This is a genomic window from Aquicoccus sp. SU-CL01552, assembly GCF_040365005.1.
GTDB lineage: Bacteria > Pseudomonadota > Alphaproteobacteria > Rhodobacterales > Rhodobacteraceae > Antarcticimicrobium.
Genome location: NZ_BAABWV010000006.1, coordinates 205,817 through 220,865 on the forward strand (window position 1 = coordinate 205,817; position 15,049 = coordinate 220,865).

The 15,049-nt window shown below is 66.0% G+C and carries 10 protein-coding genes; 6 read left to right on the forward strand and 4 right to left on the reverse strand.

The window, feature by feature from the left end; translation table 11 throughout:
* The 6 genes from rbbA to ABWV23_RS09380 all read left to right on the forward strand — a co-directional run bounded on the left by rbbA (nt 1) and on the right by ABWV23_RS09380 (nt 9,709).
* Nucleotides 1–2,712: a ribosome-associated ATPase/putative transporter RbbA gene (gene rbbA / locus ABWV23_RS09355; RefSeq protein WP_353347180.1), complete on the forward strand. Its 2,712-nt coding sequence runs from the start codon at nt 1–3 to the stop codon at nt 2,710–2,712.
* Nucleotide 2,713: 1 nt separating this feature from the next.
* Nucleotides 2,714–3,832, forward strand: a complete 1,119-nt coding sequence (locus tag ABWV23_RS09360) for an ABC transporter permease (RefSeq protein WP_353347181.1) — start codon at nt 2,714–2,716, stop codon at nt 3,830–3,832.
* Between the two features lie 149 nt (nt 3,833–3,981).
* Nucleotides 3,982–4,551, forward strand: coding sequence for a TetR/AcrR family transcriptional regulator (locus ABWV23_RS09365; RefSeq protein ID WP_353347182.1), 570 nt, complete (start codon nt 3,982–3,984; stop codon nt 4,549–4,551).
* On the forward strand, nt 4,552–5,604 hold the full coding sequence (locus ABWV23_RS09370; protein WP_353347183.1) for an efflux RND transporter periplasmic adaptor subunit: 1,053 nt from the start codon (nt 4,552–4,554) through the stop codon (nt 5,602–5,604). It begins immediately after the preceding gene.
* A complete protein-coding gene (locus ABWV23_RS09375; protein ID WP_353347184.1) occupies nt 5,601–6,665 on the forward strand; it encodes an efflux RND transporter periplasmic adaptor subunit in 1,065 nt (354 codons plus the stop codon). The genes ABWV23_RS09370 and ABWV23_RS09375 overlap by 4 nt, the downstream gene beginning before the upstream one ends.
* Nucleotides 6,662–9,709, forward strand: coding sequence for an efflux RND transporter permease subunit (locus ABWV23_RS09380; protein WP_353347185.1), 3,048 nt, complete (start codon nt 6,662–6,664; stop codon nt 9,707–9,709). The genes ABWV23_RS09375 and ABWV23_RS09380 overlap by 4 nt, the downstream gene beginning before the upstream one ends.
* Before the next feature lie 235 nt (nt 9,710–9,944).
* Here the strand turns inward: ABWV23_RS09380 and ABWV23_RS09385 are convergent, their stop codons facing one another.
* The 4 genes from ABWV23_RS09385 to ABWV23_RS09400 form a co-directional block, all read right to left on the reverse strand.
* Nucleotides 9,945–11,090, reverse strand: a complete 1,146-nt coding sequence (locus ABWV23_RS09385) for an iron-containing alcohol dehydrogenase (protein WP_353347186.1) — start codon at nt 11,088–11,090, stop codon at nt 9,945–9,947.
* Between the two features lie 61 nt (nt 11,091–11,151).
* Nucleotides 11,152–12,534: an aldehyde dehydrogenase family protein gene (locus ABWV23_RS09390; protein ID WP_353347187.1), complete on the reverse strand. Its 1,383-nt coding sequence runs from the start codon at nt 12,532–12,534 to the stop codon at nt 11,152–11,154.
* An 8-nt stretch (nt 12,535–12,542) separates the two neighbouring features.
* Nucleotides 12,543–13,904 (reverse strand): glutamine synthetase family protein, encoded by a 1,362-nt coding sequence (locus ABWV23_RS09395; protein ID WP_353347188.1) that lies wholly within the window; start codon nt 13,902–13,904, stop codon nt 12,543–12,545.
* A 73-nt stretch (nt 13,905–13,977) separates the two neighbouring features.
* A complete protein-coding gene (locus ABWV23_RS09400) occupies nt 13,978–15,012 on the reverse strand; it encodes a TRAP transporter substrate-binding protein (RefSeq protein WP_353347189.1) in 1,035 nt (344 codons plus the stop codon).
* Between the last annotated feature and the right edge of the window lie 37 nt (nt 15,013–15,049).

Here is a 15,049-nt window from a genome sequence, read left to right on the forward strand (position 1 = left end):
ATGGACCACGTTGCCCTGCTTCGCGGCGTATCGCACATCTACAACGCGCATGCCGCGCTGGATGATGTGTCCCTCAGCCTGCCGGCGGGGCAGATGCTGGGGCTGATCGGCCCGGACGGGGTGGGCAAGTCCACCCTGCTGGGGCTTGTCGCCGGCGTGCGCAAACTGCAGCACGGCGAGGTCACGGTGCTTGGCCATGACATCGGCGACCGGCACGCGCGCGCGGCGCTGGGGGCCCGGATCGCCTATATGCCGCAGGGCCTGGGGCGGAACCTCTATCCGACGCTGACGGTGCGCGAAAACCTCGACTTCTTCGGCCGGCTGTTCGGACAGGGCGCGCGCGAGCGTGCCGCGCGGATCGACATGTTGCTGGAGGCCACCGGGCTGGCCCCCTTCCCGGACCGGCCGGCGGGAAAGCTCTCGGGCGGGATGAAACAGAAACTCAGCCTGTGCTCGGCGCTGATCCACGATCCCGACCTGCTGATCCTCGACGAGCCGACGACCGGGGTCGACCCGCTGTCGCGCCAGCAGTTCTGGGACCTGATCGACCGCATCCGGGCCAACCTGAGCGACATGAGCGTGGTGGTCGCCACCGCCTACATGGAAGAGGCCGAACGGTTCGACTGGCTGGCAGCCATGAACGACGGGAAAGTTATCGCCACCGGCACGCCCGCCAAGCTGCGCACCGATACCGGCAGCAAGACGCTGGAAGAGGCCTTTGTCAAACTGCTGCCCGGCTCTGCTGCACAGGACGCCGGCGTCACCCTGCGCCCCCGGGTCGCGCAGGACAACGCGGTTCCCGCGATCGAGGCGACGGGGCTGACCAAGCGCTTCGGCACCTTCACCGCCGTGGACGATGTCAGTTTCAACATTCCCGAAGGCGAGATTTTTGGCTTCATCGGCTCCAACGGCTGCGGCAAGTCCACCACGATGAAAATGCTCACCGGCCTGCTGCCGCCCAGCGCCGGGAGTTCCATGCTGTTCGGCAAGCCACTGCGCGCCGGCGACATGCAGGCCCGGCAGGACATCGGGTATATGTCGCAGAGCTTCTCGCTCTATGGCGAGCTGACCGTGCGCCAGAACCTTGACCTGCACGCCAAGCTCTATGACCTTCCCTCTGACCGCCGCGCCGCGCGGGTGGCCGAGGTCATTGCCGAGTTCGATCTTGCCGATGTCACCACGGCGATGCCCGAAAGCCTGCCGCTTGGCATCCGCCAACGGCTGCAGCTGGCCGTCGCGGTGATCCACCGCCCGCGCATCCTGATTCTGGACGAACCCACCTCGGGCGTCGATCCGGTGGCGCGTGACAGTTTCTGGCGCAAGCTGATCTCGCTCTCGCGGGACGATGGGGTGACGATCTTCATCTCGACCCACTTCATGAACGAGGCGGAACGCTGCGACCGGATTTCGCTCATGCATGCGGGGCGCGTGCTGGAGGTGGGATCGCCGTCCGAAATCGTCGAACACCACGGTGCGGCCACGCTGGAAGAGGCGTTCATCGAACGGCTGGAGGCCGAGGCCCCGCCGGACACAGGGACCGAGGAGGTCGCGGCCTTTCCGGTCACGGAAAAGTCGGAGGGGCGACTTCACACCGCCGCGACGCGGCTCTGGGCCTATTGCTGGCGCGAGGCGCTGGAACTGATGCGCGATCCGATCCGGATGTTCTTTGCGCTGGCGGGGCCGCTGATCCTGATGCTCACCATGGGGTTCGGGATTTCCTTTGACATCGACGAGCTCAGCTTTGCGGTCAACGACCAGGACCGCAGCCCCGAAAGCCGCGCCCTGGCCGAGGCCTTCACCTCGATCCCGCAGTTCGAGGAAAAACCGGCGTTCTCCTCCATCGACGAGTTGAACGACCGGATGGGCAAGGGAGAACTGACCGTCGCGATAGAGATCCCCGACGGGTTCGGCAAGGCGCTGCACCAGGGCACGACCGTTCCGGAGATGTCGCTGTGGATCGACGGGTCGATGCCGTTCCGCGCGGAAACCGCGCGCGGCTATGCCGTGGGGGTCCTGACATGGTTCTCGGACCTGGTCGCAACCGAAACCGGCCAGAGCAGCACCAGCAGCGTCTCGATCGAAACCCGGTACATGTTCAACCAGGCGTTCAAGAGCGCCTATGCCATGGTGCCCTCGATGCTGATGCTGATCCTGTTCCTGATCCCCGCGATCATGTCCACCATCAGCGTCGTGCGCGAGAAAGAGACCGGCACAATCGCCAATTTCCGTTCGACCCCGGTGCGACAAGTCGAATTTCTGGTCGGCAAACAGCTACCCTATATTGTGGTGGCGACCGTCAGTTTCTGGATGATGATGGCGCTGGGGCGCTGGATGTTCGAGCTTCCCTTCACCGGCTCGCTCGCGGCGCTGACGGTGGCCGCCCTGCTGTACGTCACCGCCACCACCGGGATCGGACAGCTGGTGTCCGCCTTTACCCGCACCCAGGTCGCCGCCGTCTTTGCCACTGCGGTCATCTCGATCATCCCGACGGTGAATTTCTCCGGCCTGATCACGCCGGTCTCGACGCTGGGGCCCTCGGCACGGGCCTTCGGCCTGTCCTTTCCCGGCGCGTGGTTCCAGCCGGTTTCGGTCGGCATCTACCTCAAAGGCTTTGGTTTCGGGGAAATCGCGCTGAACCTGGTGGTGCTGGCACTGTTCTGCCTCGCCTATCTGTTGCTCGCCGCGCTGGCGCTGCACAAGCAGGAGGCCTGAGATGCTCCGCTCGCTGCTCAACACCCTGCGCCTGACCATCAAGGAGTTGCGCGCCCTGCGCGGTGACAGGGTGATGATCGTGTTGATCATCTATATCTTCTCCCTTGCAGTCTGGATGGTATCGATGGCCGCCTCGACCGAGGTCAACGACCTCTCGGTTGCCGTGGTCGACGAGAATCACAGCCCGCTTTCGCTGCGGCTGATCGATTCGATCCAAGAGCCGCTTTTCGCCCCGCCCGCGCTGATCCCGCCGGAGACGGCAAAACAGGCGCAGATCGACGGAGAATACGTCATCGTCGTGAGCATCCCGCCGGATTTCGAACAAGACCTGCGCGCGGGGCATGCGACCACGCTGCTGCTGTCGGTGGATGCGACGGCCGTGGCCTTTGCCGGCACTGGCGCGACCTATATGGCCTATTTGCTGTCGCAGGCGATCACCGACTACCTGCAACCGGGGACCGCGGACAGTTCGCTGGTCGATGTCGTCTTCCGCAACCGCTTCAATCCCAATCTGCGCGCTGCGTGGTTCAGTTCGGTGATGCAGTTGATGAACAACGTGACGATCCTGATGCTGATCCTGTCCGGCTCCTCGATGATCCGCGAACGCGAACATGGCACCATCGAACATGTCCTGGTGATGCCGGTGCGCCCGCATGAGATCGTGCTGTCCAAGATCCTGGCGACGGGGCTGGTGATCCTGGTCGCCTCGCTGGCCAGTCTGATCCTTGTGGTCGAGGGGGCGATGGGGGTGCCGGTGGCCGGGTCGCTCGGGCTCTATATCTTCGGCGCGGCGATCTATGTCGTGGCGGTGGGCTCGCTGGGCTTGATGCTGGCCAGCTTCACTCACAACATGGGCCAGTTCGGGCTGCTGGTGCTTCCGGTCATCGTCATCCTTCTCCTGCTCTCAGGGGGGCTGACACCGCTTGAGTCCATGCCCGACTGGCTGCGTTTCGTCATGCTTTGGGTCAACCCTTCGGCCCATTTCGCATCCTTCGCGCAATCGGTCCTCTACCGCGGCAGCGGCCTGTCCCTGGTCTATCCGGACCTGTTGGCGATTGTGGCGATGGCGGCTGTTTCGCTGACGCTGGTGCTGTCGCGGTTCCGCAAGATCCTGTCCTGATCCGGACCGAACGGCGCCCGCCGAAAACGCCTGTTGATTGTGCAAACGCCGGGACCGGGAGAAACCAAGCCGCCCAATCATGCCCGGCGCGCCTTGACGGCATCACCGCCCGACTGTACCGACCAGACGGTACAGTAAAAGGCCGCCTCATGTCCCCTGCCCCAGACCGCAACGCCCGCGACCGGATCCTTCAAGCCGCCGAGGCGGTGGCCCTGCGCGAAGGGGCGCGGCACCTGACCCTCGCGGCCGCCGCGAAGGAAGCCGGGGTCAGCAAGGGCGGGGTGCTCTATCACTTCCCGTCCAAGCACGCTCTGCTGGACGGGATGCTGCAGCGGTTCGTCGAAACGGTCGGCACGGAGATCGAAACCCACCGCGCCCGGTTCCGCGACCTTGCCAACCCGACCCTGCGCGCCGTCAACGCGACGATGCGGGCGCGGATGCAGGGGCCGGACAGCGTGCGAATCGCACTGGTCGCTTCGCACGCCGAAAGCCCCTCGACCAACGCCAAGCTGCGCGAGGTGTTTGCCAATCACTGGGAGAGGATCAAGGCCGAGACCGCCGACCCCGAGGGCGCGCTGACCATCTGGTGCGCCATCGAGGGGCTCCAGTTCTTTTCCCTTTTCGACGTCTGGCCTGCCACCGACGAGCAGGCGCCAACCGTCGCCGACCGGATCGAGGCCCTGATTGATGCCCTGCCCGCCGCAACACGGAGCGCATGAATGACCCGTTTCCCCCTGATCCTCGCGCTTGTCTGCCTGGCGCTTCCCTGTTTCGCGGCGCCGCCGCTCTCGGTCGAGATCATCACCGTCGAGAAACGGATGGAAACACGCGAATTCTCGCTGACCGGCGAGATCGTCGCGCGCGACCCGGTCGAGATCTCGTTTCCGACCGGCGGACGCCTGGCCGATGTCCTGGTCGAGGCCGGCGACCGGGTGAGCGCCGGTGCGGTCCTGGCTCGGCTCGACGCGGTGCAACAGGAGCAGGCCCTGCGCGCGGCGCAGGCGGCGCTGGCCAGCGCCGAGGCCGACTATAACCAGGCGAAAGAGGATTTCGACCGGCAGGAAAGCCTGCTGGAGCGCGGCGCGACCACCCGCCTTGCCCGCGATGACGCCGAGGATGCCTTCAGCATCGCCGAGGGCAACCTGGCCCAGGCCCAGGTCCAGTTCGACCTGGCGCGCAAATCGCTGGACGACACGGTTCTGAAGGCCCCCAAAGACGCCACCGTGATCGAGAAACTGGGAGAACCGGGCGAAGTGGTCGGCGCAGCACAGTCGGTGGTTCGCCTCGCCCTGGGCGCTGAACTGGATGCCGTGTTCGATGTGCCCGAGGCACTGCTGATCGAGGCGAGGGATCAGACCGAGGTGCGCCTGGCCCTCCTCGACTACCCGGACACGCAGTTTTCCGGGCAGGGCCGCGAGGTGTCTCCGCTGGTCGATACCGCGCGCGGCACCGTCGCGGTGACGATCTCGGTGTTTGACCCGCCCGAAGTCGCCTCGTTCGGCGACGCGGTGATCGGCACCGTGAGTTGGCAAAGCCTGTCCCAGATCGCGCTGCCACATTCTGTCCTCGCCTCCACCCGCGAAGGACCGGCAGTCTGGGTCGTCGATCCGGAGACGATGGCCGTCTCGCTGCAGCCGATCGAGGTGGCGCGGTTCGAGACCACGCGGATCGTCCTGGCCGGCGGCCTTGAGCCGGGCACCCTGGTGGTCGGTCGCGGGGCTCATCTGCTTTTTCCGGGCCGCGTGGTGCGCCCTGCGGAGGATGTCGAATGAAACATCTGTTGATCCTCGCCCTCGTCGCGGCCTCGCCGACCCTGGCGGAAACCGACGGCGCCGCACCGGCCTCCGCGCCGCGCCCCGTGGTCTCGGAGATCGTGGAATTGCAGCAGGACGGCGCGACCGGCTATGTCGGCACCGTTTCCGCCCGGATCGAGGCGGTCCTGGGCTTTCCCCTGCTGGGCACGGTTGCCGCGCGGCCGGTTGACCGGGGCGACATGGTCACGGCCGGTGAAACGCTCGCCCGGATTGATCCCGAGGACTTCGAGGCCGATCTGCGCGCGGCCCAGGCCGGGATCAACGTCGCCGGGGCACAGTTGCGCTCGGCGCGCAACGCACGCGAGCGTGCCGACGCCTTGTTCGCGCGCTCGGTCGGCAGCCAGACCCGGCTGGAGGATGCCGAGCGGGCCTATACCGCCGCAAAGGCACAAATGGAACAGGCCGAGGCGACACTGGCGCAGGCCAGGGACCGGTTGAAGGACACCGCGTTGATCGCGCCGCATGACGGGGTGATCACCGAGGTTTACGCCGAGCCGGGCACCACCCTGTCGGCCGGGGAACCGGTGCTGCAACTGGCCGCGACCGATCACCTGGAAATTGCGATCGACGTCACTGAGCGCGAGGTCGCCCGGCTCAGCCCCGGCATGCCGTTCGACGTCTCGCTGATCGCGCAACCGGACATCACCGCGCGCGCCACCTTCGACCGAGTCGACCCCGAGGCCGAGCGCAGCACCCGGACCCGCCGCGTGCACCTCAGCCTGATCGCCCCCCCGCCGGAGTTCCGCCTTGGCGCGCTGGTCGGCGTGCGCCCCGCCGAGGACGCGACCTCCGGTGTCAGCCTCCCCTATTCCGCCATCCTGTCGCGCGGGGATGACCCGGCCGTCTGGGTGGTCGATCGCGCGACCGATACCGTCGAACGCCGCGCGGTCACCCTTGGCGCCCGGTTGGGCGACGAGGTTCGGATCGCTGACGGGCTGTCGCCGGGCGAAGAGGTTGTCATCAAGGGGATCCACTCTCTCAAGGACGGGCAGAGCGTCGGCCCGCGGGTGCAGAAATGAACGGTTTCAATCTTTCCGACTGGGCACTTCGCCACCGGTCTTTCGTCTGGTTCCTGATGGTGGTCTCGGTCGTGGCCGGGGCGCTGGCCTACGCCGGCCTTGGCCGCGAAGAGGACCCGAGCTTTTCGATCAAGACGATGATCGTCTCGGCGGCGCTGCCCGGTGCGGATGTCTCCCAGACGCTGACCCAGGTCACCGAGCGGATCGAGAAGAAACTCGCCGATCTGCCGGAACTGGACTATACCCGCTCGATCACGCGGCCGGGCCAATCCATCGTCTATGTCGAGTTGCGCGACAACACCGATGCCGACGAGCTGCCCCGGATCTGGCAGAGCGTCCGCAACATGATGTCGGACATCCGCGGCGACTTCCCGCAGGAGTTCGCCGGGTTCCAGTTCAACGACGATTTCGGCGATGTCTTCGGCAATATCTATGCCTTCACCTCGGACGGGTTCACCCCGCGCGAGGTCCGCGATTACGCCGAGGACGTCCGGCGCGAGGTGCAGCGGCTGGATGATGCCGGCAAGGTCGAGTTGTTCGGCACCCGCGACGAGGTGATCTATCTCGACTTCGACACCGACCGGCTGGCCGCCCTTGGCCTCAACCCGCAGGCGGTTCAGGCCACCCTGGCGGCGCAGAACGCGATCCTGCCCTCGGGCGAGATCGACGCCGGGTCCGAGCGGGTTCTGGTGCGTGTCGGCGGCGCCTTTACCGGGGCCGACAGCCTGGAAGAGATCAACCTGCGTGTGAACGGCCGTTTCTTCCGCCTGTCGGATGTCGCCGATATCCGCCGCGCCTATGTCGATCCGCCCAGCACGGTGTTCCGCTACATGGGACAGGACGCCGTCGGGATGGCGATCGGGATGCGCCAGGGCGCCAACATCCTGGATTTCGGCGAAACGCTGAACGCGCTGATGGAGCGGATCCAGGCCGAGCTACCGGTCGGGATCGAGATCCACCAGGTCGCCGATCAGCCCCACGCGGTGGATGAGGCCGTGGGCCATTTCATCCAGGCGCTGGCCGAGGCGATCCTGATCGTTCTGGCGGTCAGCTTCATCAGCCTCGGGCTGCGCGCCGGGCTGGTGGTGACGCTGGCGGTGCCGCTGGTTCTGGCCATCACCTTTGTCGTCATGCAGGTCTATGGCATCACGCTTCAGCGCATCTCGCTCGGCGCGCTGATCATCGCGCTGGGGCTGCTGGTCGACGACGCGATGATCGCGATCGAGACCATGATCTCGCGGCTGGAACAAGGCGACAGCCTGCGCAAGGCGGCCTCTTACGCCTGGACGTCGATCGCCTTTCCGATGCTCTCGGGCACGCTGGTCACCGTGGCCGGGTTCATCCCGATCGCCTTCAACGACTCGGCGGCCGGGGAATTCACCTTCTCGCTCTTCGTGGTCATCGCGGTGTCATTGGTGGTGTCCTGGATCGTGGCGGTCCTGTTCACGCCACTGATCGGGGTTACCCTGCTGCCCAAGACGATGAAGGCCCACCATGCCGACGGCGGCGCGGTGCGTCGGGCCTTCCGCGCCGCGCTGCGCGGGGCCATGCGCGCGCGCTGGCTCACCATCGGGGTGACGCTGGCGGTCTTCGCCGCCTCGATCTGGGGCATGCGGTTCGTCGAACAACAGTTCTTTCCCAACTCGGACCGCCCCGAACTGCTGATCGACATCACCCTGCCCCGCAACGCCTCGATCAGCGAAACGCGCGCCGAGGTGGAGCGGCTGGACGCCTATCTCGACGGACATGAACACGTGCTGTTCTGGTCCTCCTACGTCGGGCGCAGCGCGCCGCGCTTCATCCTGTCCTACCACGTGATGACACCGGGCCCGAACGTCGGCCAGATCGTGATCCAGACCCCCTCGCTCGAGGCCAGGGACGCCCTGCGGGCCGAGCTTGAGGACCTGGTCAAGACCGCGTTCCCGGGGGTCGACGCCTATGTCAAGCTGCTGGAGATCGGCCCGCCGGTCGGTCGGCCGGTGCAATACCGGGTCAGCGGCCCCGACATCGACCGCCTGCCCGAGCTTGGCCGGCAGCTTGCCGCCATCGTCGCGACCGATCCACGCCTCGATTACATCGTGATGGACTGGAACGAACCGGCACGCGTGGTCAAGGTGAACCTGCTGCAGGACAAGGCCCGGCAGTTGGGCGTCACCTCCAGCGATATCGCCACCGCGCTCTACCAGATCTATGACGGCGGACAGGTGACCGAGTTGCGCGACTCCAAGTACCTCGTCGACATCCTCGCGCGCGGCGACGCGGAGTCCCGCAGTTCGATCGAAAGCATCGAGAGCCTGCAGATCGGCACCACCTCCGGGGTCACGATCCCGCTGCGGGCGGTGGCCACCTTCGAGTTCTTCACCGAACAGCCCGAGGTGCACCAGCGGGACCGGGTGCCGCGGATCACGGTCGAAGCCGCCGTCGTTACCCACGATCAGGCCGCGACCGTGGTGGCGGCGCTGTCCGACAAGATCGCGGCCTTCGAGGCCTCGCTGCCGCCGGGATATGCGGTCGACCTGGGCGGTTCGGTCGAGGAAAGCGCGGCCAGCCAGGGTCCGATCGCGGCGGTCGTGCCGATCATGCTTCTGGTCATGCTGACCCTGATCATGATCCAGATGCAGGGGTTCCGGCTGACCTTCATCGTGCTCTGCGCCGCGCCCCTCGGGCTGATCGGCGTGGTCGCGGCGCTAGTGCCCTCTGGCGCACCGCTCGGCTTCGTCGCGATCCTCGGCGTGCTGGCACTGGCCGGTATCCTGATCCGCAACTCGATCATCTTGGTCAGCGAGATCGAGGTCCTGCGCGCCGACGGGATGCCGCCCTGGCAGGCGGTCTACCAGGCCAGCGACAGCCGCGCCCGGCCGATCCTGTTGACGGCGGCGGCGGCCAGCTTTGCGCTGATCCCGATCTCGCGCCAGATCTTCTGGGGGCCGATGGCCTATGCGATGATGGGGGGGATCGTCGCCGGCACTCTGATCACCCTGCTGTTCGTCCCGGCGCTCTACCTCGCCGTGTTCGGGGTGAAGGACACCGGGCCGGCGGATTGATCGCCGAGCACGCGCGGGACCGGCCCGGGTCGGAATTTGGGGGAACTCGGACTTCGCTGATGGTCGATCAGATTGGCGGCGTCTCTGTGCGGGCGGTCATGACCGCGCATACGCAGACCACCTGGGCCCTGATGCAGGGGCACAGGAGGCAGAGATGGCCAAGCGGTTCATTCCAGAGTGAAAACAGGCACCGCGACCGCCCCTTGCAGGCCGCCGCGGTGCCGGGAAATCACCCTCAGAGCGCGGCGTTGAACAGCGCGGTGAGGTTTTCCGTGGTCAGCTCGACCGGGTTGCCGCCGCAGGACGGATCGGTGAGCGCATCCTTGACCAGCGCCGGGATGCTCTCGCCTGTCACCCCCAGGTCGGAAAGCTTGCGCGGGATGCCGAGGCTGTCGTTGAACGTCTGAACAAAGGCACGGAACCCGTCGAAACCGCCCTCGATCCCCAGGTAGGCCGCCGCGCTGTCGAAGCGCGCCGCGATGACCGGGGCGTTGAGGTCCAGAACGGCGGGCATGCAGACCGCGTTGGTGGTGCCGTGGTGGGTGTTGAAATGCGCGCCGATCGGGTGGCTCATGGCGTGGATGGCGCCCAGCCCCTTCTGGAACGCGGTGGCCCCCATCGCCGCCGCGCTCATCATGTTGGCGCGGGCCTCGAGATCGGCGCCATCGGCATAGGCGCGCGGCAGGTACTCCTTGACCAGCCGCATCCCCTCGAGCGCGATACCCTGGCTCATCGGATGGTAATGCGGGCTGGAGAAGGCCTCGACGCAATGGGCAAAGGCATCCAGCCCGGTGCCGGCGGTGATCGCCTTCGGCATCCCCACGGTCAGCTCGGGATCGCAGATCACCACGCTGGGCAGCACCTTGGGGTGGAAGATGATCTTTTTCGCGTGGGTCTCGGAATTGGTGATGACACTGGCGCGGCCCACCTCCGAGCCGGTGCCGGCGGTGGTCGGCACGGCGATGATCGGTGCGATCACATCGGCGTCGGCACGGGTCCACCAATCGCCGATATCCTCGAAATCCCACACCGGGCGGGTCTGGCCCGCCATGAAGGCGACCATTTTCCCTAGGTCGAGGCCGGAGCCGCCGCCAAAGGCGATCACGCCATCATGACCGCCGGCGTTATAGGCCGCCACACCCGCCATGAGGTTCTTTTCGTTCGGGTTCGGATCGACCTCGGCAAAGAGGCCACGGCCCAGACCGGCGGCCTCTATCACGTCGAGCGTGGATTGCGTCACCGGCAGCGCGGCAAGGCCACGGTCGGTCACCAAGAGCGGCTTGGTGATGCCCGCCGCCGCGCAGGCCTCGGGCAGTTCCTTGATACGCCCGGCACCGAACCGGATCGCGGTCGGATAGGACCAGTTTCCAACGAGAGACATTTTCTCACCTTTTCTCAGAGGGGCGCCCGCCCCCGCATCGGCACGAACGGGCGTGGCAGGATCAGCCGGTCACCTTTTTCAGGTGATAGGATTTCGGACGGGTCAGGTTGTGATAGCCGATCACCGAAAGCCCGCCGCCGCGCCCGGTCTGCTTGCAGCCGGTCCAGCACAACCCGGGATCGAGGTAATCGGCGCGGTTCATGAAGACGGTGCCGGTCTCGATCCGGTCGCCGACGCGTTCGGCGCGCTCCAGGTCGCGGGTCCAGAGGCTGGCGGTCAGGCCGAAGTCGCTGTCGTTCATCAACGCCAGCGCCTCTTCGTCGTCCTTGACCGGCATGATGCCGACCACGGGACCAAAGCTTTCCTCGCGCATCACCCGCATGTCATGGGTGACATTGGTCAGGATCTGCGGCGTGAGATAGGTGCCGCCGTCATCCCCGGCCATGGTGTCGATATGGGCCTTGGCGCCGGCCGCCACCGCCTCGTCGATCTGGGCGCGGACCTGTTGCGCAAAACGGGCATTGGCCATCGGTCCGATCGTGGTTTCCGGGTCGAGCGGATCGCCCAGCGTATAGCCGTTGACGATGGCGACCGCCTTTTCGAGGAAGGCGTCGAACAGGCTTTCGTGGACATAGATCCGCTCGATGCCGCAGCAGCATTGGCCCGAGTTGAACATCGCCCCGTCGATCAGGGTTTCGACCGCTGCGTCCAGGTCGGCGTCCTCCATCACGTAACCCGGATCCTTGCCGCCCAACTCCAGCCCGACACCGGTAAAGGTGCCCGCCGCCGCGCGTTCCATCGCCTTGCCGCCACCGACCGAGCCGGTGAAGTTGACGAAATCAAAGGCACGTCCCGCGATCAGGTCCGCGGTGGTGTCATGGTCGAGAAAGACGTTCTGGAATACCTCCTCGGGCACCCCGACGGAGTGGAAGGCCTGGGCCATCCGCTCGCCCACCAGCAGGGTCTGCGTGGCGTGTTTCAGCATCACGGTGTTGCCCGCGATCAGCGCCGGCGCCACCGTGTTGATCGCGGTCATGTAGGGATAGTTCCACGGCGCGATCACCAGCACCACGCCCAGCGGCACGCGGCGGATGTAACGTTTGAAGGTCTCGTCCTCGCCCACGTCGATATTGGCCAGCGCCTCGCGCGCGATCGAGGCCATGTGGGTGGCGCGCTCCTCGAAGCCGCCGAACTCGCCGCCATAGCGGATCGGGCGGCCCATCATCCGCGCCAGTTCCGGCACGATCTGGTCGTTCATGTCGCCGACGGCGGCGACGCCGGCCATCACCAGGTCGATCCGCTCTTGCAGCGGGCGGGCCGCCCAGGCGGCTTGCGCCGCACGGGCACGGGCGGCGGCGGCGCGCGCGGCGTCGGGGCCGAGCGTTTCGCGTGTCGCAAAGACCGATCCGTCGATCGGCGAGATGCAGGTCAGGGTTTGGGTCATGTCAGTCCTCAGGCCAGTTCGAACCCGCGCGTCACCTCGTAATCGGTGACCACGCGATTGAATTCCTCGATCTCCCACTCGGCGGCGCGGGCGTAATGCTCGATCACGTCGTCGCCCATCGCCGCGCGCAGCATGTCCGACGCCAGCAGCGCCGCGCGCGCATCGCGCAGGGTATGCGGGATATGGGCGCTTTCGCCCTCATAGGCATCGCCCTTGAACGGCGGCTCCAGCTCCAGCCCCTCTTCGACGCCCTTGATCCCGGCCGCCAGCAGCGCCGCCATCGCCAGATAGGGGTTGATGTCCGATCCGCCGACCCGGCACTCGATCCGCACCGCCTTGCTGCCATCGCCGCACAGGCGGTAGCCCGCGGTGCGGTTGTCGATGGACCAAATGATGCGGGTCGGCGCAAAGCTGCCCTTCTGGAACCGCTTGTAGCTGTTGATGTAGGGGGCAAGGAAATAGGTATAGTCGGCGGCGTATTTCAGCAGGCCGGCGACATAGCTTTTCATCAGCGCCGACATCCCCAGCTCATCCTCGGGGTCGTAGAAGGCCGGCTTGCCATCCTTCCACAGCGACTGGTGCACGTGGCTGGACGAGCCGACCTTGTCGGCGCTCCATTTCGGCAGGAAGGTCACCGCGCGGCCCTGCTGCCAGGCGATCTCCTTGGTCGCGTGCTTGGCGATGGTGTGGTAATCCGCCGTGTTCAGCGCCGGGGCATATTTTATGTTGAGCTCTTCCTGCCCGGTCTCGGCCTCGCCCTTGGTGTTTTCCACCGGGATGCCGGCATCCCACAGGTGGTTGCGCAGCGGGCGCATCACGTGCTCTTCCTTGGTGGTCTGCAGGATGTGGTAATCCTCGTTCACGCCCGACAGCGGGGCCAGCTCGCGGTAGCCCTCCTTGCGCAGCTCATCAAAGCTTTTTTCGAACAGGAAGAACTCCAGCTCCGTCGCCATCATGGCGTCGAACCCCATCGCCTCCAGCCGTTTGAGCTGTTTCTTCAGGATCGCGCGGGGCGAATGGGGGATGTCCTGATGGGTGTGGTGGTCGAGCACGTCACACAGCACCATCACCGTGCCCTCGAGCCAGGGCATCGGGCGCAGGGTGGAAAGATCCGGCTTCATCACGTAATCGCCGTAGCCCGCGCTCCAGGAGGTCGAGGCATAGCCTTCGGGCGTGGCCATCGCCAGGTCGGTGGCCAGCAGGTAGTTGCAGCAATGGGTCTCTTCCCAGGCGCTGGCGATGAAATGCTTGGCATGGAACCGTTTGCCCAGCAGCCGTCCCTGCATGTCAACCAGGCAAGCCAGGACCGTGTCCACCTCGCCGGCCTCGACGCGGGCCTTCAGATCCTCGAAACTCAGTGTACCAGACATCGGCGGCTATCCTGTTCTCAATTGGGGGACCCCGGCGTTGCCGCCAGGGTCCGTTTCGTCACCTGTGGTCGTCTCAGCCGTAGCGATAGGGGCGCCCGGCCTTCTGCATGTCCGCGTTGTACTTCTTGAAGATCTCGACGACCTTGGCCTTTGTCGCGGACTCGGCCGCGATTTCGTCCCAGAAGGTATGCGCGGCGGCCTCGACCTGGTCCCATTCGCTGTCGGGAATCGAGGTCAGTTGCATCTTGGAGCCGTCGACCCGCAGCGAAGCCTCGCCGCCCCAGTACCACCACTGGCGGTAGTAGTGCGACTGCTCCATGCAGGTGGCCAGAAGCAGTTGCAGATCCTCGGGCAGTTCCTCCCAGCGACCCATGTTCGCAAAGAAGTGGCCGATCCAGGCCCCCGAGATGTTGTTGGTGAGGAAGTAGTTTGTCACATCGGCCCAGCCCACCGTGTAATCCTCGGTGATGCCCGACCAGGCAATGCCGTCCAGCTCGCCGGTCTGCACGGCAACCTCGATGTCTTCCCACGGCAGGGTGACCGGGACCACGCCGAACTGCGACAGGAAGCGGCCGGCGGTCGGGAAGGTAAAGACGCGCTTGCCCTTGAGGTCGGCCAGGCTGTTGATCGGGTCCTTGGTGGCAAAGTGGCACGGATCCCAGGACCCGGCCGAGATGTGCTTGACCCCGACCTTGGCGTATTCCTCGCCCCAGATCTCGTTCAGGCCGTACTGGTTGAACAGCACCGGCACGTCGAGCGAGTAGCGCGAGGCAAAGGGGAAGTAGCCGCCGAACACGGTGACCTCGGTGGGCGAGGCCATCGAATCGTCGTCCGACTGCACCGCGTCGATGGTGCCGCGCTGCATGGCGCGGAACAGCTCGCCGGTGGGCACGAGCTGATCGGCATAGTAAAGCTCGATCTGCATGCGGTCGCCGGCGATCTTGTTGAAGGTGTCGATCGCGGGTTTCACCACGTGCTCGGCCAGCGCGGCACCGGCATAGGTCTGCATCCGCCACTTGATGGTGGATTGCGCCAGGGCCGGGGTGGCCAGCGGCGCGGCGGCTACGCCCACGCCGGCGGTTTTCAGGAACTTGCGTCTTGTGGTCATTGTCGTTTCTCCTTGGTGGATCTCTTGGCCCCCTGTC